Source organism: Octadecabacter sp. R77987 (genome assembly GCF_042466115.1).
Classification (GTDB): domain Bacteria; phylum Pseudomonadota; class Alphaproteobacteria; order Rhodobacterales; family Rhodobacteraceae; genus SW4.
The window spans coordinates 2,398,794-2,415,614 of sequence record NZ_JAXHBQ010000001.1; the positions used below are offsets into that span (position 1 = coordinate 2,398,794).

Here is a 16,821-nt window from a genome sequence, read left to right on the forward strand (position 1 = left end):
CCATGGTATTCAAGCGCAGAGACAGGCGGCCAATTTGGCAAGTCATCCTCGAGGTGGTCTATCCGCGTGGCGGTTGGTCGCGCGCGTTCAACTACGTCAAACACCGTGTGCGCCGTTTGCCCGACACGCCCGAAAAAATTTCGCGCGGGATCTGGGCGGGTGTTTTTACGACCTTTTCGCCATTCTATGGGCTTCACTTTGTCGTGGCCGCGATCATCGCCAAACTGATGCGTGGTAATATCCTCGCGGCGTTGATGAGCACGTTTTTTGGCAATCCGCTGACCTATGTGCCGATTGCCGTTGCGTCGTTGCAAACAGGGCATTTCCTGCTCGGCACGCGCCCCAACAGTGATATCCACGAAAGCCTTGGTGCCAAGTTTGGCGGCGCGGGGCGTGACCTTTGGCACAATTTCAAGGCGATCTTTACGCCCGAACAGATGGACTGGCACCGCCTTCACGTCTTTTATGACGAGGTGTTCTTTCCTTACATGATTGGCGGGATCATTCCGGGGATCATCACCGCGACCATCGCGTACTACCTGAGTGTGCCGCTGATCCGCGCCTACCAGAACCGCCGGCGAAAGGCGCTGCGCAACAAGCTGGCACAACTCAAGAAAAACATCGAAACTGACGTTGCGGGCCAGTAGGCTGGCGATAGGAAACGTAAGGGGGCCGGTATGGCAACGGAAAAACTGCGCCTTGGAGTCAACATCGACCATGTGGCAACCGTGCGTAACGCGCGTGGCGGCGACACGCCCGACCCTGTGCGCGCAGCGGTTCTGGCGCAAGAGGCCGGTGCGGATGGCATCACGGCGCACCTGCGCGAAGACCGTCGCCATATCAGTGACGCCGACATTGACGGGCTGATGGCGGCGCTGTCGGTGCCGCTGAACTTTGAAATGGCCGCAACGGACGAAATGCAAAAGATCGCCCTGCGCCACAAGCCCCACGCCGTCTGCATCGTTCCCGAAAAGCGCGAGGAACGCACAACCGAAGGCGGGCTTGAGGTCGCGCGCGAGGAAAACCATCTGGCCCACTTCATCGCGCCCCTACGCGATGCCGGATGCCGCGTGTCGATCTTTATCGCAGCTGACCAGCGCCAGATTGATGCCGCCAACCGGATCGGCGCACAGGTGATCGAATTGCACACCGGGGCCTATTGCGATGCCCATGCGATCGGTGATTTCGCCACGCGTGACGAGGAACTGGAAAAAATGCGCGAGATGTCGGCCTATGCGCACGCCCTTGGCCTTGAGGTGCATGCAGGCCACGGCCTTACCTATGACACCGTGCAGCCCGTCGCCGCATTTCCCGAAGTGCGTGAACTCAACATCGGGCATTTCATCATCGGCGAAGCGATCTTTCGCGGCCTCACCCCCGCAATCGCAGAAATGCGCCGTTTGATGGACAAGGTGCGGGAATGACGCTCACCGCGCTTGTTCTGATCATGTTTGCGGGTCTGGTCGCAGGCGCAAGCCCCGGCCCGGCCACATTGGCATTGGCGTCCACTTCGATGACATCGGGGCGCGGGCACGGGCTGGCGCTGGCCGCGGGTATCTCGCTCGGCTCGCTGATCTGGTCGGTATCGGCAGCGCTTGGCCTTGCAGCGCTGATGGCCGCAAGCGGCTGGGCCTTCGAGGCAATGCGCTATTTCGGCGCGGCCTATCTGCTGTATCTCGCCTATAAAAGCGCCTGTTCGGCCTTTGCGGCAACCCCGCGCAAAGCCGGCTTCGTGGCCAATGGCACATTGCGCAGCGCCTTCTTGCGTGGCCTGCTGTTGCACCTGACCAACCCCAAAGCGGTGCTGTTCTTTGGCGCGCTTTATTCGGTAGGGGTTCCGCCAACGACAGGGCCGGCGGGGCTTGCGTTGGTGATTGCCTGCATCGCTGTGCTAAGCACATTGCTGTTTCACGGCTATGCCCTGCTGTTTTCAACGCCCGCGATGATTGCCGGATACAAACGCCTGCAGCGCTGGTTCGACAGCCTTGCAGCTTGCGTTTTCGGCGCGTTTGGCCTGAAACTGATCACCACCCGACTGGAGGTCTGATGTTTCGTTTGTTTTGTGCCCTGATCCTGGCCCCCATGGCCGCAACTGCACAGGTCGCCGCGCCCTGCGACTGGCAGGCCTCGGCGCAGGCGCTGGTTGAGCCGTGGGAGAACAACAGCGCCACATTCGCCAATGGCGCGGTGCGCGTGGCGGTGCTGGATACAGTCGAACCTGCCGCGGCAGCCTATTACTTTTTGATCCTGTCGCCGCCCATGAACGAGATCGGAGATCGCACCTGCACAGTGGTCGGGTTTGGCAAAGGTCTAGGCTATGCCTACATGGATTTTTCGTCCCTCGTATCGGATTACGACCCTGCGCGCGGTTTGATATTCACGATCCCCGCACGGATTTACCTGCCCGAGGAAAGCTTTACCAATTCCGCCCTTCTGGAGATCACCATCAATCAGGCCACCGGCGCTGTGACCGTCACCAGCCAGCTGGGCATTGAATGATCGCCCATTGCGTCATGCTGAACCTGCGCGCGGACCATGATACGGGTGAGCTGGCGCAGGTCATGAAGGGGCTTGCGGGTCTTGTCGGGCAAATCGACGGGTTCACCGGCTTTGAACATGGCCCCAACATTGATTTGGAAGGCAAGTCACCGGATTTCGCTGCGGGGTTTGTGGGGCATTTCACCAATCGCGTCGCGCTGGAAACCTACGCCGCCGATCCGCGCCACCGCGCGCTTGGCACGCGCCTGCTTGCGCTGTGTGTCAGTGGTGGCATCACGGTTTTCGACATTGAAAGCGCGTCATGATCCTGGGTATCGGCACCGACCTTGCGAATATTGACCGCATCCAAGGCACGCTTGACCGTTTTGGTGACAGGTTCCGCAACCGCGTCTTTACGGAGGTGGAGCAGCGCAAGGCTGAACGCCGCCGTGATACCGCTGGCACTTATGCCAAACGCTGGGCCGCCAAAGAGGCCTGCTCCAAGGCGCTGGGCACGGGGCTGCGCATGGGCATCGCCTGGAAGGACATGGCCGTGTCGAACCTGCGCACCGGACAACCGGTCATGGCCGTCACCGGATGGGCCGCCGAACGACTGGCCGAAATGACACCGGCGGGGCACGAAGCGATCATTCACGTCACCCTGACCGATGATCACCCTTGGGCACAGGCCTTTGTCGTGATCGAGGCGCGCCCCATCGCTTGACAGCACAGGATGCGGGCCGCATGTAGCAGCCAAACAATGATAGGAAGACGCATGTCCGAAACATCGACCCTGTGGGGCACCATCAAGGAAACGATCAAAACCGTGGTTTACGCGCTCTTGATCGCGGGGGCGTTTCGCACGTTGCTGTTCCAGCCGTTCTGGATTCCGTCTGCGTCGATGAAAGACACGCTGTTGATTGGCGACTTTCTGTTCGTGAACAAAATGGCCTATGGCTATTCCTATGCGTCCTGCCCCAGCATAATCATTCCGCGTATCGGCCTTGATGTGGACGCCGAAGACTTCTGCGGCGTGTTCAAAAGCGATGATGACGACACAAGCGGCGGCGACCGCCTGTTCGGGTCGATGCCCGAACGTGGTGATGTTGTGGTTTTCCGCCATCCGGTGACGGGGCGCGATTTCATCAAGCGGCTGATCGGCCTGCCCGGTGATCGCATCCAGATGCGCGACAGCGTGCTTTACATCAACGACGAAGCGGTAACGCTTGACGATGACGGAACCTTTGTCGAAACGATGGAACGTCAAGGTCCGCAGGGCAATCTGCCCCGCTGCCGCAACGGTGCCGTGGGCATGGGCGCTGATTGTGAAAAGACTCGCCAGATCGAAACGCTGCCCGGCGATACGCGCCACGCAATCCTGAATATCGCGACCACGGCCCTTGATGACACGGGTGTGTTCACGGTGCCGGACGGGCATTTCTTTTTCATGGGCGATAACCGCGACAATTCCACCGACAGCCGCGTGCCGCAAAACGCCCGTGGTGTGGGATTCGTGCCATATGAAGATATCGTCGGTCGCGCAGATCGCATCATGTTCTCGTCGGCGGGCCGATCGATGCTGGCCTTCTGGACCTGGCGTTCTGACCGTTATTTCAAGGCGATCGAGTGAAACTGGCCGCTGACCTGACCGCATTTGCGCAGCATCTGGGGCATGATTTTTCAACGCCCGAATTGCTGGTGCGCGCGGTCACACATTCGTCCATGGCCACGGCGCATCGCGACGACAACCAGCGGCTTGAATTTCTTGGCGACCGTGTTCTGAACCTTGTGATCGCCGATGCGATTTTCGCCGCCGATCCCAACGCCGCCGAAGGCGAACTGGCCGTGCGCTATAACCACCTTGTGCGCAAGGAAACCTGCGCCGATGTCGCCCGCGAGTGGGGTCTGGGTGATGTGCTGAAAATCGGTCGTTCGGAAATGAAAAGCGGCGGGCGGCGTAAAACGGCGATCCTTGGCGATGCGCTTGAGGCGTTGATTGCCGCGATCTATCTTGATGCTGGGCTTGAGGCCGCGCGCGCCGCGGTCCTGCGTCTTTGGGGCGAGCGGATCAACACCGCCGCTTCGGAAACCAAGGACGCCAAGACGGCGTTGCAGGAATGGGCGCAGGCGCGCGGTATCCAGCCACCCCGCTATATCGAAATCGCCCGCGAAGGGCCGGACCACGCGCCCGTCTTTCTGATCGAAGCGCGCCTTGAAACAGGCGAGGCTGCACAGGCCAGCGCCACCCCCAAACGCCACGCCGAACAGGCCGCCGCGACCGCCCTATTGCAGAAAGTAAGCGCATGACCGATGCCCAAACCCGCGCCGGATTTGTCGCCCTGATCGGCGAACCCAACGCCGGAAAATCGACCCTGTTGAACCGCATGGTCGGCGCAAAGGTCAGCATCGTGACCCACAAGGTGCAGACCACGCGCGCGCGCATTCGCGGCGTGGCGATGGCTGGCGACGCACAGATCGTTTTCGTCGATACGCCGGGCCTGTTTGCGCCCCGCCGCCGGCTTGACCGTGCGATGGTCGCCGCCGCATGGAGCGGGGCTGCGGACGCCGATGTGATCGTGTTGATGATCGAGGCGCATCGTGGCATCACGCCGGGTATCGAAACCATCCTTGAACGTCTTGCCGAGGTCGGCGAGGGGCGCACCGTTGCGCTGGCCATCAACAAGATCGACCGCGTGAAATCGGAACAATTGCTGGAACTGACCCGGCAGATGAACGAACGCTATGCCTTTGCCGACACCTTTATGATTTCCGCTGAAAAGGGCCATGGCTGCGATACCCTGCGCGATTGGCTGGCCGACAGGATGCCCAAAGGTCCGTGGCTTTACCCCGAAGACCAGATTGCCGACCTGCCCATGCGCATGATTGCCGCAGAAATCACCCGCGAAAAGCTGACCCTGCGCTTGCATCAGGAACTTCCCTACCAGTTGACGGTCGAAACCGAAAACTGGGAAGAACGCAAAGACGGATCGGCCAAGATCGACCAGATCGTCTATGTCATGCGCGATGGCCACAAGGGTATTGTGCTGGGCAACAAAGGCGAAACGATCAAGGCCGTGGGCAAGGCCGCGCGCGAAGAGCTGGTCGCATTTCTGGGCCGCAAGGTGCATCTGTTTCTTCAGGTCAAGGTCCGCCCGAACTGGCTTGAGGAAAGCGAGCGCTATTCCGAAATGGGTCTTGATTTCAAAGACGGGAACGCATGACGCGGCTGACAGCAGATGTCTGGGTTTCGGCCTATCTGACACGGCTGCGCCTGCTGGAAATCCCAGCCTTTGTCGTCACCAAGGGGGACGTCACGGCAGGGGCGGTAATCGTCAAGCTCAACACATTGGACGGGCAGGCGCGGGCCTTTCACCGGTCGTTTGATCTGATGACGGGCGAACGGACATGGGCGATGCTGGCCGAGGGGGACGAGGCGGATGTCGACGCCTCGCTTACCAAACAGCGCAGTTTCGATCCCGACCTGTGGGTGATCGAGGTCGAGGACCGTGCAGGCCGCCACCTGCTGGATGAACCGGGGCTTGAATAACCCGCGCGTCTGGGGCCTGATCACGCAATGATTGAATGGCGCGACGAAGGCCCGCTGATCGCGGTACGCAAACACGGTGAAACCTCGGCGATCGTCGAGGTGTTTACGGCTGACCACGGCCGCCACGCCGGTGTCGTGCGCGGTGGGACCAGCCGCAAGGTCGCCGCCACATTGCAGCCCGGCAGCCAGATCGAAATCACGTGGAAAGCCCGCCTTGACGAACATCTGGGCAGCATCACCGTGGAACCCCAGCGCAGCCGCGCCGCCCAGGTGATGCAGGACCGTGTGGCGCTGGCGGGGTTGAATGCGGTCTGCGCGATCTTGTCGTTTTCCCTGCCCGAACGCGAGCCCCACCGCGCCCTATATGCCCGCACCGTGGCCCTGCTTGATCTGCTGGGGCAGGGCGATGTCTGGCCGCTGGCCTATCTGCAATGGGAGATGGCACTGCTGGAGGAACTGGGCTTTGGCCTTGATCTGTCAGCCTGCGCGGTGACGGGCACGAACGAGGATTCTGTGTTTCGTGTCACCGCGCACAGGCCGCGCTGTCAGCCGTGAAAACGCGGGGCCGTGGGTGGACAAGTTGTTGCCGCTGTCGCCTGCCTTGATCGGGCGCGACAATACGGACGAAAACATCCAGCAAGGGTTGCAAACGACCGGACATTTCTTTGAAAACCACCTGGCCCCGTCACTGGGGGATCGCAGGTTTCCGGCCAGCCGCGCGCGTTTGCTGGATGCGCTTAACCGTCAGACTTGAACACCATCTCGCGCCCCGCATCGTTGCGCAGGATCAGCGTGTCCCCCAGCACTTCGGCAAGCGACATCTCTTCGAGCGCGGCGAAAAACCGCGCCTCGGTGTCCAGATCGGGGCAGGCCATGCGGGTCGCGCCGATGTTTTCGACGTTGAACCACGGATAAGGCACTGTTTGCGCGGCAAAATAGCGGTTGCAGGGTGCTTGGCCGGTCACGCGCCCTTCTTCGGAAAACTGGATCGTCGCGCGGGCGTCAAATGCCGTTCCGTCCAGTTCGATCAGGCGGTATTCGCGGTCAGGGTCGGCGTATCCGGAAATGGTTTCATCCCCCCAGCAGCCCGCAAGCGTGGTGATCAAGACAAGTGGTAACAGGCGCATGATGTTCTCCGACAACGTCCCCTTGATCTAGGGACACGGTCGTTGGCGTGCAACCGGCTAGCCCAGCATGCGGCGCGCAATAACCTGTGCCTGAATTTCGGCGGCACCCTCAAAGATGTTCAAAATCCGCGCGTCACACAGAATCCGGCTGACCTTGTATTCCAGCGCGAACCCGTTGCCGCCGTGGATTTGCAGCGCGTTGTCGGCGGCGGCCCAGGCCACCCGCGCGCCCAGCAGTTTCGCCATGCCGGCCTCAAGATCACAGCGGCGATCGTTGTCTTTTTCCGCAGCGCTAAAATATGTCAGCTGCCGCGCGACCATGATTTCCACGGCCATCATTGCCAGTTTGCCCGCGACGCGCGGAAAGGCGATCAGGGATTTGCCGAATTGCTTGCGGTCCTGCGCATATTGCATCCCCACATCCAAGGCCGATTGCGCCACGCCAATTGCGCGCGCGGCGGTCTGGATACGCGCGGATTCAAACGTCTGCATCAACTGCTTGAAGCCTTTGCCTTCTGCGCCCCCCAGCAGGTTTTCGCCCTTGACCGCAAACCCGTCAAACGCCAGTTCGTATTCCTTCATCCCGCGATACCCCAGCACCTCAATCTCGCCTCCCGTCATCCCCTCGGTCGGGAAGGGGTTGGCATCATCGCCCGGCGTCTTTTCAGCCAGAAACATCGACAATCCGCGATGGTCGGTGCTGTCGGGATCGGTGCGTGCCAGCAGGGTCATCACATGGGTGCGGGCAGCATGGGTGATCCATGTTTTGTTGCCCGTCACGGTGTAGTCGTCGCCGGTTTTCACAGCGCGGGTGCGCAAGCTGCCCAGGTCTGATCCGGTGTTGGGTTCGGTGAACACGGCGGTGGGCAGTTTTTCGGCTGATGCCAGTGCGGGCAACCATTTGCGTTTCTGGTCCTCGGTGCCGCCGCAGATGATCAGTTCCGCCGCGATTTCACTGCGTGTGCCCAATGACCCGACGCCGATATACCCGCGCGACAATTCTTCGGACACGACACACATGGAGGCTTTGGAAAGGCCAAAGCCGCCGTATTCTTCGGGAATGGTCAGGCCGAACACGCCCATTTCGGCCAGTTCCTCGATGATCTCCATCGGGATCAGTTCGTCGTTCAGATGCCAGTCGTGGGCAAAGGGTTCGACCTTTTCCACAGCAAAGCGGCGGAACTGTTCGCGGATCATTTCCAATTCATCATCAAGGCCCGAGCGACCCACGGTAATATCAGCGCTGTGGTCTTGCATCAGCGCCACAAGGCGCATCCGCGCGGCTTGGGTGTTGCCCGCTTGGGTCAGCGTCTGGATTTCTACGCTCATCAGCCCGCGCATCTGGTCCTGGGACAGACCGATGTCTTGCAGGCGGATAATCTCGCCCTGTGACATGGGGATGCCGCCATAGATCTGCCAAAGGTATTCGCCGAACGCAATCTGGTGGATCAACTGTTCGACCTCGCCAAATTTACCGTCCGCTTGCAGCCGTTCGGCCCATGCCTGCATTTGGCGCAGGCTTTCGGCGTAGGTTGCCAGCCACGCAAGGCCGTGTGCCGCGGTCTGGTTTTCCTCGATCAAGGCACCGGACACACGATCGCCATCGGTTACGGTTGCGCGCACGATGTCGGTTGCCGTTTCAAGGATATCCTGCACGGGCTGCACAGCGGCGCGGGTCAGTTTCAAAAGGTCCGTCAAAACCGGTGTCACAGCCATATCCAATTCATCCCGCGCCATATCAGCCTCCATTGTGCAGGTGCAGAGATAATGTGTTTGCAGTTGCAGCGCAATAATAAGTCGCAAAATGATCGAAAAAGGTAAATAAATGTCGCGATTGAATTTTGCTGCGGCAGGCACGGGCGCGGGGTAAGACTGCGGCGATGCCAGTGATGTTTGACACTCTGGGCGTGGAAACGCTTGTCTTGATGGCCCTGATCGCTCTGGTGGCGGGGCTGGTCAAAGGCATGGTTGGCTTTGCCATGCCGATGATCATGATTTCCGGCCTTAGCGCGCTGGTCGCGCCCGATCTGGCGTTGGCGGTGCTGATTCTGCCGACGCTGGTGTCCAACGGCGTGCAGGCATTGCGGCAGGGGGCGGGTGCGGCATGGGGGTCGTTGCGCCGCTTTGGTGTTTTCCTCGGGGTCGGTTTGGTGATGTTGCTGGCCAGCGCGCAACTGGTGCGCGCGCTGCCCGTCAACGTCATGTTCCTGCTGATCGGCGGGCCTGTCGTGGTCTTTACGGCCATGCAATTGCTGGGCTGGAAGCCGCATATCGCCCGCCCGACCCGCCTGATCGAAGGTGCGGTTGGCGGGTTTGCCGGTTTCATTGGCGGGCTGTCCGGTGTCTGGGGGCCGCCGACGATCGCCTATCTGACGGCAATCGACACCGAAAAACGCGATCAGATGCGCATTCAGGGCGTCATCTATGGACTGGGCGCGGTGGCGCTGACGGTGGCGCATCTGCAATCGGGCGTCCTGCGGATGCAAACCGCGCCCTTGTCCGCACTGATGATCATTCCCGCAGGTGTTGGTATGTGGATCGGCCTGCGTTTGCACGACCGGATTGATCAAAAGGCGTTTCGCAAGGCCACGTTGCTGGTGCTGTTCATCGCCGGACTGAACCTGATCCGGCGCGGGTTGCTAGGATAGCAAGTCTTCGAACCCGCAGGCGCTGGCCAGTTCCGGCACGGCCGCAGGTGGCACCACATCAAACCCGACCCGATACAGAACCTCGCCGTTCAGGCTTGCTTCCATCTCCCAGCGACCGACCAGCAATTCGTAATCATAGTCGAACTGGTAAAAGGTGATCGACCGCCCCGTGCCGCTGATCGCTGTGCCATAGACTTGTTGGGTGGCACCATCGGCACCCATCGGAGGATGCGTCACGGTCATGATCACACCATCCAGACCAAAAGGGCTGGCCGATCGTGATTTCACGCCAAAGCCAACGCCCTGAACAGCAGGCACCACGCGATTGCGGGAAATGAAATCCGGTTCTCCTTCAATCACATTTGTCGTGCCTGCCACAGTGCCGGGCGCATCGTTAAAGCCGACGATTTCCTGCGCGCAGATCACACCGACATCAATCGCGGCAATTTGCGCGCTGACCGTGTCTTCGGGCAAAAGCTGCACCTGCTGCGCGAGCGCGGCGCTGCCAAGGGCCAAGGAGCAAAGAACAGGAAGGAACCGGTTGAACATGCCCTAGGGTGGCGCGCCGCGCCTGCATGTTCAACCGTGATTTTGCGTGCTAGCCGATTGCCGCCGCTTTGACGTCTTCGTCGATGAAGGGCACGTATTGGCCAAAGTTGTCGGCGAACATCTGCACCAGCTTGGCGGCCTGGGCATCATAGGCACCCTTGTCAGGCCATGTATCGCGCGGGTTCAGCAGGCTGTCGTCTACATCATGCACGGATACAGGCACATCAAAGCCGAAATTCGTGTCTTTGCGGAACTCGGCCTCGGCCAGTGATCCGTCCAATGCGGCCGTCAGCAAGGCTCGCGTGGCCTTGATCGGCATCCGGCTTCCGGTGCCATAGGCCCCGCCGGTCCAGCCGGTATTGACCAACCAGCAGGTCGCGCCGTGGCTGGCGATCTTTTCCTGCAACAACTTGCCGTATGCTTCGGGGCGGCGCGGCATGAATGGGGCGCCGAAACAGGTGCTGAACGTGGGTTCGGGTTCTGTTACGCCGGTTTCTGTGCCGGCCACCTTGGACGTGAAGCCCGACAGGAAGTGATACATCGCCTGCGCCGGAGTCAGGCGCGAAATTGGCGGTAGCACACCAAATGCGTCGCAGGTCAGCATGATGATGTTCTTTGGGTGCCCACCAAGCGCATTGTCCGAGGCATTGCTGATATAGTGCAGCGGGTAGGCGCAGCGCATGTTCGCCGTCAGGCTGTCATCCTCGAAATCCAGTTCCTTGGTTTCGGGGTCGAACACCATGTTTTCGATCACTGTGTGCGGCATCTTGGTGGTGGCGTAGATTTCAGGCTCGGCCTTGGGGTCCAATCCGATGGTCTTGGCATAACAACCACCCTCAAAGTTAAAGATCCCGCGATCCGACCAGCCATGTTCATCGTCGCCAATCAACACACGGGATGGATCAGCCGAAAGCGTGGTCTTGCCCGTGCCGGACAGGCCAAAGAACACGGCCGCATCCACCGGATTGCCCTTGGCGTGATTGGCGCTGCAGTGCATCGGCATGATGCCCTTTTCGGGCAGCAGGTAGTTGAGCAGCGTGAACACCGATTTCTTGTTCTCGCCCGCGTATTCCGTGCCGCCGATCAGGATCAGCTTGGCCTCGAAATTTAGCGCGATGACGGTTTCGCTGCGGCAGCCGTGGCGTTTGGGGTCGGCCTTGAACGTCGGGCAGTTGATGATTGTGTAATCGGGAACAAAGCTGGCCAGTTCCGACACTTCGGGGCGGCGCAGCATCGTGCGGATAAAAAGCCCATGCCACACCAGTTCCGTCACAACGCGCACGTCCAAACGATACGCAGGGTCGGCACCGCCGAACAAATCCTGCACCGTGTAGGTGCCACCTTTCATGTGTTCCAACATGTCGGCGTGCAGGCGATCAAACGCATCCATTTCCATCGGCGGGTTGTTTTCCCACCAGATCGTGTCTTGCACCGATGGCGTGGACACAACGCACTTGTCCTTGGGAGAGCGGCCCGTGTGCTTGCCGGTTGTCACCAGCAGCGTTCCACCCTGGCCTTCTACGCCTTCACCAGCGGCAAGGGCGGCGGCCATCAATTCGGGTTCGGAGTAGTTGTAATAGACCTGGCCTAGCCCTGTGATGCCTTGATCTTCAAGCTTCATCTGCGGGTTGACCGTTCCGTGGTCCATGTCTTTCACTCCTGATTTGGGGCCATTGTTGGCCCAAGACACGGTTGGCTTAACATGGGTTCTTTGGGGGTGAATAGGTGGGTTTGTCACAGTTAGCGCAACCAAATGCCTGTTAGCGCAACCAAGGCGGGTGCCTGCCGACAAGTGAGACATTTTAGTCATTGGTTACGCTTTTTGCGCGCAAATAAGGCAACACATCCCGACTGATTCGCACTTAGGGATTGATTCGATTGCCAAAAGCAGGGCAAAACCGTGGAAAATCAGGCAAAAAATTGCCGCGAGCAGTAGGAGTAACCCCATGTCTAAGATTGCGCTGGTGGATGACGACAGGAATATCCTGACGTCCGTATCCATGACACTCGAGGCCGAAGGCTTTGATGTGTCCACTTACAATGACGGTCAGGCTGCGCTTGACGCGTTCAACAAACAGATGCCCGATATGGCCGTGCTGGACATCAAGATGCCCCGCATGGATGGCATGGACCTGCTGCAGCGCCTGCGCCAGAAAACCTCGATGCCGGTGATCTTCCTCACCTCCAAGGATGACGAGATTGACGAGGTTCTGGGCCTTCGCATGGGCGCTGATGACTATGTGAAAAAACCGTTCTCGCAGCGCCTGCTGGTCGAACGCATCCGCGCATTGCTGCGCCGTCAGGATGCGATTTCGGGCGAAACCATCGAAGAAACCGAAGAAACCAAGATCATGGTGCGCGGTGAACTGACGATGGACCCGCTGCGCCACGCCGTTAAGTGGAAGGGCAACGATGTGTCCCTGACAGTGACCGAGTTCCTGCTGCTGCAGGCACTGGCCCAACGCCCCGGTTTCGTGAAATCGCGCGATCAGCTGATGGATGTGGCCTATGACGATCAGGTTTACGTTGATGATCGCACGATCGACAGCCATATCAAGCGTCTGCGCAAGAAGATGCGCACTGCCGACGACAACTTCTCGGCAATTGAGACACTTTATGGTATCGGATATCGCTACAACGAAGAGTAGGCGATGACCGTAGCCCCGAAAATCGACATCCACGATCTGAACTCGGTCCGCTCTGCGGCCGGGTCCAGTGCGGATGCGGATCAACGGGTTGTGCTGGGTGAGGACTGGGTTTCGCCCGATGCCGCTGCCGACAAGGACATGGCTGACCGGCGTCGCCGCCGCGGGTTGGTGCGCCTGAACCGTTCGCCGCTGGCCCGTAAAATCATCACCTTTAACCTGCTGGCACTGATCGTGCTGGTCGCAGGCGTGCTTTATCTGAACCCGTCACGGGACAATCTGGCGTTTCAACGCGCCAGTGGTCTGGTGAACGAGGCGGAACTGATCGCCGATGTGTTCGAGGCGCAGTTGCCCGCTGGGGCGCCTGTGAATTTGATCACCGGCGATGGCATCGACGCCGTGACCACGCTGGACGGTCTTGATCTGCGTGGTGGGATCAACGTCTATGTTTTTGACCCCTCTGAAACGCTTGTCGCTGAATCTGCGGGTCTGGCCAGCGGTCAGGCACAACCGATTGACGGGCTTGCCTACGATTCCGGTGGCACGCTGATCACAGATTTCCTGAATACAGTATGGGAGGGGATCGCCGGCCTTCTGGCACCCGAACCCGCCGCGCCCGAAGAAGTAGATACCGAAGGGCATGCCCGCGCACTGGTTGCCGACGCCATGGGCGGCGCGCCCAAGGTGCAGACCCACACCGATGCCACCGGCGGCACGATTTTTGCCGTGGCGACCCCGATCCTGCAGGGCAACACGGCCGTGGGCGTTGTCGCACTGACCAGCGCTGCGGGTGAGATTGACGGACTTGTGCGCCGCGAACGCGAACAGCTTTTGCAGATGTTCGTCATCGGCAGCCTTGTGTCGATCGGTCTGTCGCTTGTGTTGGCCTCGACGATTGCCAACCCCCTGTCCGATCTGGCCGCCGCTGCCGAACTGGGGCGCGACCGCAACGCGCGGAAAATGTCTCCAAACCGCATTCGCATCCCCGACCTGACAGCGCGACCCGACGAAATCGGGCGATTGTCGGGTGCGCTCCGCGGCATGGTTGCAGCCCTTTTCGAACGCATCGAAGGCAACGAACAATTTGCCGCCGATGTGGCCCACGAAATCAAGAACCCGCTGGCCAGTTTGCGTTCGGCCGTGGGCACCATGCGCGTGGCAAAACGCGACGACCAGCGCGAACGCCTGCTTGAAGTGATCGAACATGATGTGCGCCGCCTTGACCGTTTGGTGAGCGACATTTCCAACGCGTCACGCCTGGATAGTGAACTGGTCAAAGAAGAAGAAGAACCCTTTGATCTGATCAAGATGCTGACGAACCTGAATGAATTCCTTGGCGAACAAGCGGGTCAAAAGGGCATCGACTTTATCTCGGACCTGCCTGACAAACCGATCATCGTGCATGGCCTTGAAGGGCGCTTGGCGCAGGTCTTCGTGAACCTGATCACCAATGCTACGTCATTCTGCGAAGACGGCGATGCGATCCGTGTCTGGGCGCGTAAACGCGAAAACCGCGTGTTGGTCGTTGTCGAAGACACCGGCCCCGGCATCCCCGACGAGGCGCTGACCAAAGTGTTCAAGCGCTTCTATTCCGAACGCCCCGAGGGGCAGTTTGGCAACAATTCGGGCCTTGGCCTTGCGATTTCCAAACAGATTGTCGAAGCCCACGGCGGCGTGATCTGGGCCGAAAACATCCGCCCCACGGAATTGGACATCACATCCGAACCGCTGGGCGCGCGATTTGTGGTCGGTCTTCCGGTCTGACCGGCGCGTGCCGCTTACCTTCCCCGACAGCCCTGATGGCACCCTGAACATCCACGCTTCCTGCGTCTGCGTCCAAGGGCGCGGCGTGCTGATCTGCGGCGCGACCGGCAGCGGTAAATCCGCCCTTGCGTTGCACCTGATGGCGCTGGGCGCGGACCTTGTTGCCGATGATCGCACGATTGTGACCAAAACCGGTGATGTCCTGACCGCGACAGCACCTGCCGCCATTCGTGCCATGATCGAAGCGCGTGGCATAGGCATTCTGAACGCCCGCGCCACGCAGGCGGCTGTGCACTTGTGTGTCGATCTTGACACGACCGAGGCAGAACGGCTCCCTCCGTTACGTAGCGTCAGTGTGTTGGGCCACGCGATCCCCTTGCTTCACCGCGTGCCTTACGATCATTTTGGCGCGGCAATCCTGCAAATCCTGAAACATGGGCGTCACAGCTAAATGAGCGATAAACCACCTGAAACCCAAGCCGAACTGTCACCGCAACGGGTTGTTGTTGTGACAGGTCCGTCAGGGGCTGGCCGTTCAACGGCGATGCGTGCCCTTGAAGACATCGGCCACGAGGTGATCGACAACCTGCCTTTGTCCTTGCTGCCACGGTTGCTGGATGGTCCACCCCATGATCACCCGCTTGCAGTGGTTGTCGACGTGCGCAACCGCGATTTCAGCGTCGAAGGCTTTCTGGATATGACCCGCGCCTTGGCGGCCGATGTCAATGTGGCCTTTCAACTGTTGTTTCTTGACTGCTCCGAAGACGTGCTGGTGCATCGGTACTCCGAAACGCGCCGCCGTCACCCGCTGACGCCCAAGACAACCCCGCTCGAGGGTATTCATGAAGAACTGGAATTATTGATGCCGATCCGCGCGCGTGCGGATGTTCTGATTGATACAAGCGACCTTACCCCGCACGATTTGCGTGCCGAAATCGAAATGTGGTTCGCGCCCAAGGACAGCCCTGGCCTTGCCGTGTCCGTGCAGTCCTTTTCCTACAAGCGCGGCTTGCCCCGCGGCCTGGATATTGTCATGGACTGTCGTTTTCTGCGCAATCCGCACTGGGACCCGGCCTTGCGTGCCCTTGACGGGCGCGATGGCGCGGTGGCCGAATATGTGCAGGCCGATCCGGATTTCGCAGCTTTCATGCAACAGATTGACGGCCTGGCGACCCTGCTGATCCCTGCCTACAAAGCCGAAGGAAAATCGCATCTTTCCATCGGGTTTGGCTGCACCGGTGGGCAACACCGTTCTGTTACCGTTGCGGAAAGATTTGCCCAAACCCTTGCACAAGCGGGATGGCAAGTATCTAAACGCCATCGGGAGATTGAACGCCGCGCGATCGGGACATCGGCGGCACAGGCACAGGGGCAAACTGCGTGATCGGAATCGTGATCGTGGCGCATGGTGGGTTGGCGATGGAATACCTCGCTGCTGTCGAACATGTTGTCGGCAAACAGGCAGGTATTATCGCCATCGCCATTCAACCTGATGATGACCGCACCGCCAAGCAGAACGAAATTTGCGATGCCGCCGACGCAGTTGAAACCGGTGACGGGGTTGTCATCGTGACGGATATGTTCGGTGGGTCGCCCTCGAACCTGTCGCTGCGCGCCTGTAGCCCAGAAAACCGCCGTATTCTTTATGGTGCGAACCTGCCGATGTTGGTCAAACTTGCAAAAAGCCGCAAGAAATCTGTGCCGGATGCGGTGGCTGCTGCGCTTGACGCTGGCCGCAAATACATAGACAGCCATTCCGTTGACCAAAGTTGAGGCCAAGATGACCGTCACGCGCACGCTGAAAATCGAGAACATCAAGGGTTTGCATGCCCGTGCCTCGGCCAAGCTGGTCGAGGTTGTTGAACAGTTCGATGCCGAGGCAAGCGTTTCCAAAGATGGGCTGAGTGCCGCGGGTGACAGCATCATGGGGCTTTTGATGTTGGCAGCCTCTATCGGAACCTTTATTGAAGTCGAGACCAAAGGCACCGATGCCCAAGCGCTTGCCGACGCCATCGAAGCCCTCGTGGCTGACAAATTCGGCGAAGGCGACTAGGGCAATAGCG

21 protein-coding genes and 1 pseudogene are annotated in these 16,821 nt (G+C 59.8%); 18 read left to right on the forward strand and 4 right to left on the reverse strand.

Annotated features, from left to right (window positions below):
- Positions 1 to 2 precede the first annotated feature (2 nt).
- The 11 genes and pseudogenes from SJY21_RS12100 to recO all read left to right on the forward strand — a co-directional run bounded on the left by SJY21_RS12100 (position 3) and on the right by recO (position 6,779).
- Positions 3 to 647 (forward strand): DUF2062 domain-containing protein, encoded by a 645-nt coding sequence (locus tag SJY21_RS12100; protein WP_377510933.1) that lies wholly within the window; start codon positions 3 to 5, stop codon positions 645 to 647.
- Positions 648 to 677: 30 nt separating this feature from the next.
- Complete coding sequence (locus SJY21_RS12105; protein ID WP_377510936.1) at positions 678 to 1,424, forward strand: pyridoxine 5'-phosphate synthase; 747 nt, start codon at positions 678 to 680, stop codon at positions 1,422 to 1,424.
- Positions 1,421 to 2,047 carry a LysE family translocator gene (locus SJY21_RS12110; RefSeq protein ID WP_377510939.1) on the forward strand — a complete coding sequence of 209 codons (627 nt, stop codon included), beginning with the start codon at positions 1,421 to 1,423 and terminating at the stop codon, positions 2,045 to 2,047. The genes SJY21_RS12105 and SJY21_RS12110 overlap by 4 nt, the downstream gene beginning before the upstream one ends.
- Entirely contained in the window at positions 2,047 to 2,499 is a 453-nt protein-coding gene (locus tag SJY21_RS12115) for a hypothetical protein (protein ID WP_377510942.1), read from the forward strand. The genes SJY21_RS12110 and SJY21_RS12115 overlap by 1 nt, the downstream gene beginning before the upstream one ends.
- Positions 2,496 to 2,804: a Dabb family protein gene (locus SJY21_RS12120; protein ID WP_377510945.1), complete on the forward strand. Its 309-nt coding sequence runs from the start codon at positions 2,496 to 2,498 to the stop codon at positions 2,802 to 2,804. Before SJY21_RS12115 ends, SJY21_RS12120 begins: the two co-directional genes overlap by 4 nt.
- Entirely contained in the window at positions 2,801 to 3,202 is a 402-nt protein-coding gene (gene acpS, locus SJY21_RS12125) for a holo-ACP synthase (RefSeq protein ID WP_377510948.1), read from the forward strand. The genes SJY21_RS12120 and acpS overlap by 4 nt, the downstream gene beginning before the upstream one ends.
- A gap of 51 nt (positions 3,203 to 3,253) precedes the next feature.
- On the forward strand, positions 3,254 to 4,108 hold the full coding sequence (lepB, locus tag SJY21_RS12130; protein WP_377510951.1) for a signal peptidase I: 855 nt from the start codon (positions 3,254 to 3,256) through the stop codon (positions 4,106 to 4,108).
- A complete protein-coding gene (gene rnc / locus SJY21_RS12135; protein ID WP_377510954.1) occupies positions 4,105 to 4,785 on the forward strand; it encodes a ribonuclease III in 681 nt (226 codons plus the stop codon). The genes lepB and rnc overlap by 4 nt, the downstream gene beginning before the upstream one ends.
- A complete protein-coding gene (gene era / locus SJY21_RS12140) occupies positions 4,782 to 5,699 on the forward strand; it encodes a GTPase Era (protein ID WP_377510957.1) in 918 nt (305 codons plus the stop codon). The genes rnc and era overlap by 4 nt, the downstream gene beginning before the upstream one ends.
- On the forward strand, positions 5,696 to 6,025 hold the full coding sequence (locus SJY21_RS12145) for a DUF1491 family protein (RefSeq protein WP_377510960.1): 330 nt from the start codon (positions 5,696 to 5,698) through the stop codon (positions 6,023 to 6,025). The genes era and SJY21_RS12145 overlap by 4 nt, the downstream gene beginning before the upstream one ends.
- 27 nt (positions 6,026 to 6,052) lie before the next feature.
- Positions 6,053 to 6,779 (forward strand): annotated as a pseudogene (gene recO / locus SJY21_RS12150) (DNA repair protein RecO).
- Here recO and SJY21_RS12155 read toward each other — a convergent pair.
- Positions 6,763 to 7,152 (reverse strand): META domain-containing protein, encoded by a 390-nt coding sequence (locus SJY21_RS12155; RefSeq protein ID WP_377510963.1) that lies wholly within the window; start codon positions 7,150 to 7,152, stop codon positions 6,763 to 6,765. The pseudogene recO and the gene SJY21_RS12155 overlap by 17 nt on opposite strands.
- A gap of 57 nt (positions 7,153 to 7,209) precedes the next feature.
- Positions 7,210 to 8,889: an acyl-CoA dehydrogenase family protein gene (locus SJY21_RS12160; RefSeq protein ID WP_377510966.1), complete on the reverse strand. Its 1,680-nt coding sequence runs from the start codon at positions 8,887 to 8,889 to the stop codon at positions 7,210 to 7,212.
- A 143-nt stretch (positions 8,890 to 9,032) separates the two neighbouring features.
- Between SJY21_RS12160 and SJY21_RS12165 the strand changes: the two genes are divergently transcribed.
- Positions 9,033 to 9,800 carry a sulfite exporter TauE/SafE family protein gene (locus SJY21_RS12165; RefSeq protein ID WP_377510969.1) on the forward strand — a complete coding sequence of 256 codons (768 nt, stop codon included), beginning with the start codon at positions 9,033 to 9,035 and terminating at the stop codon, positions 9,798 to 9,800.
- Here SJY21_RS12165 and SJY21_RS12170 read toward each other — a convergent pair.
- Together SJY21_RS12170 and SJY21_RS12175 are read right to left on the reverse strand one after the other, a co-directional pair.
- Positions 9,792 to 10,349 (reverse strand): DUF3859 domain-containing protein, encoded by a 558-nt coding sequence (locus tag SJY21_RS12170; protein WP_377510972.1) that lies wholly within the window; start codon positions 10,347 to 10,349, stop codon positions 9,792 to 9,794. The genes SJY21_RS12165 and SJY21_RS12170 overlap by 9 nt on opposite strands.
- Positions 10,350 to 10,398: 49 nt before the next feature.
- The gene (locus SJY21_RS12175; RefSeq protein WP_377510975.1) at positions 10,399 to 11,997 is read right to left on the reverse strand and encodes a phosphoenolpyruvate carboxykinase; all 1,599 of its coding nucleotides are present in this window, start codon (positions 11,995 to 11,997) and stop codon (positions 10,399 to 10,401) included.
- Between the two features lie 298 nt (positions 11,998 to 12,295).
- Between SJY21_RS12175 and SJY21_RS12180 the strand changes: the two genes are divergently transcribed.
- Genes SJY21_RS12180 through SJY21_RS12205 form a run of 6 tightly spaced genes read left to right on the forward strand, consistent with a single transcriptional unit; the run spans position 12,296 to position 16,811 of the window.
- The gene (locus tag SJY21_RS12180; RefSeq protein ID WP_377510978.1) at positions 12,296 to 12,997 is read left to right on the forward strand and encodes a response regulator transcription factor; all 702 of its coding nucleotides are present in this window, start codon (positions 12,296 to 12,298) and stop codon (positions 12,995 to 12,997) included.
- A 3-nt stretch (positions 12,998 to 13,000) separates the two neighbouring features.
- Positions 13,001 to 14,758 (forward strand): sensor N-terminal transmembrane domain-containing protein, encoded by a 1,758-nt coding sequence (locus tag SJY21_RS12185; protein WP_377510981.1) that lies wholly within the window; start codon positions 13,001 to 13,003, stop codon positions 14,756 to 14,758.
- A gap of 7 nt (positions 14,759 to 14,765) precedes the next feature.
- A complete protein-coding gene (locus SJY21_RS12190) occupies positions 14,766 to 15,209 on the forward strand; it encodes an HPr kinase/phosphorylase (protein WP_377510984.1) in 444 nt (147 codons plus the stop codon).
- Entirely contained in the window at positions 15,210 to 16,142 is a 933-nt protein-coding gene (rapZ, locus tag SJY21_RS12195; RefSeq protein ID WP_377510987.1) for an RNase adapter RapZ, read from the forward strand.
- On the forward strand, positions 16,139 to 16,531 hold the full coding sequence (locus SJY21_RS12200) for a PTS sugar transporter subunit IIA (protein ID WP_377510990.1): 393 nt from the start codon (positions 16,139 to 16,141) through the stop codon (positions 16,529 to 16,531). The genes rapZ and SJY21_RS12200 overlap by 4 nt, the downstream gene beginning before the upstream one ends.
- Positions 16,532 to 16,538: 7 nt before the next feature.
- Positions 16,539 to 16,811, forward strand: a complete 273-nt coding sequence (locus tag SJY21_RS12205; protein WP_377513232.1) for an HPr family phosphocarrier protein — start codon at positions 16,539 to 16,541, stop codon at positions 16,809 to 16,811.
- Positions 16,812 to 16,821: the final 10 nt, after the last annotated feature.

What these genes read in the sequence shown, in the direction of transcription:
- rapZ (WP_377510987.1), top strand. Translation starts at nt 15,210, where the DNA reads ATGAGCGATAAACCACCTGAAACCCAAGCCGAACTGTCACCGCAACGG.
- SJY21_RS12205 (WP_377513232.1), top strand. Translation starts at nt 16,539, where the DNA reads ATGACCGTCACGCGCACGCTGAAAATCGAGAACATCAAGGGTTTGCAT.
- SJY21_RS12175 (WP_377510975.1), bottom strand. Translation starts at nt 11,997, where the DNA reads ATGGACCACGGAACGGTCAACCCGCAGATGAAGCTTGAAGATCAAGGC.
- SJY21_RS12145 (WP_377510960.1), top strand. Translation starts at nt 5,696, where the DNA reads ATGACGCGGCTGACAGCAGATGTCTGGGTTTCGGCCTATCTGACACGG.
- era (WP_377510957.1), top strand. Translation starts at nt 4,782, where the DNA reads ATGACCGATGCCCAAACCCGCGCCGGATTTGTCGCCCTGATCGGCGAA.
- SJY21_RS12185 (WP_377510981.1), top strand. Translation starts at nt 13,001, where the DNA reads ATGACCGTAGCCCCGAAAATCGACATCCACGATCTGAACTCGGTCCGC.
- SJY21_RS12165 (WP_377510969.1), top strand. Translation starts at nt 9,033, where the DNA reads ATGCCAGTGATGTTTGACACTCTGGGCGTGGAAACGCTTGTCTTGATG.
- SJY21_RS12170 (WP_377510972.1), bottom strand. Translation starts at nt 10,349, where the DNA reads ATGTTCAACCGGTTCCTTCCTGTTCTTTGCTCCTTGGCCCTTGGCAGC.
- SJY21_RS12180 (WP_377510978.1), top strand. Translation starts at nt 12,296, where the DNA reads ATGTCTAAGATTGCGCTGGTGGATGACGACAGGAATATCCTGACGTCC.
- SJY21_RS12110 (WP_377510939.1), top strand. Translation starts at nt 1,421, where the DNA reads ATGACGCTCACCGCGCTTGTTCTGATCATGTTTGCGGGTCTGGTCGCA.
- SJY21_RS12100 (WP_377510933.1), top strand. Translation starts at nt 3, where the DNA reads ATGGTATTCAAGCGCAGAGACAGGCGGCCAATTTGGCAAGTCATCCTC.
- SJY21_RS12115 (WP_377510942.1), top strand. Translation starts at nt 2,047, where the DNA reads ATGTTTCGTTTGTTTTGTGCCCTGATCCTGGCCCCCATGGCCGCAACT.
- acpS (WP_377510948.1), top strand. Translation starts at nt 2,801, where the DNA reads ATGATCCTGGGTATCGGCACCGACCTTGCGAATATTGACCGCATCCAA.
- SJY21_RS12105 (WP_377510936.1), top strand. Translation starts at nt 678, where the DNA reads ATGGCAACGGAAAAACTGCGCCTTGGAGTCAACATCGACCATGTGGCA.
- SJY21_RS12120 (WP_377510945.1), top strand. Translation starts at nt 2,496, where the DNA reads ATGATCGCCCATTGCGTCATGCTGAACCTGCGCGCGGACCATGATACG.
- SJY21_RS12155 (WP_377510963.1), bottom strand. Translation starts at nt 7,152, where the DNA reads ATGCGCCTGTTACCACTTGTCTTGATCACCACGCTTGCGGGCTGCTGG.
- lepB (WP_377510951.1), top strand. Translation starts at nt 3,254, where the DNA reads ATGTCCGAAACATCGACCCTGTGGGGCACCATCAAGGAAACGATCAAA.
- SJY21_RS12160 (WP_377510966.1), bottom strand. Translation starts at nt 8,889, where the DNA reads ATGGCGCGGGATGAATTGGATATGGCTGTGACACCGGTTTTGACGGAC.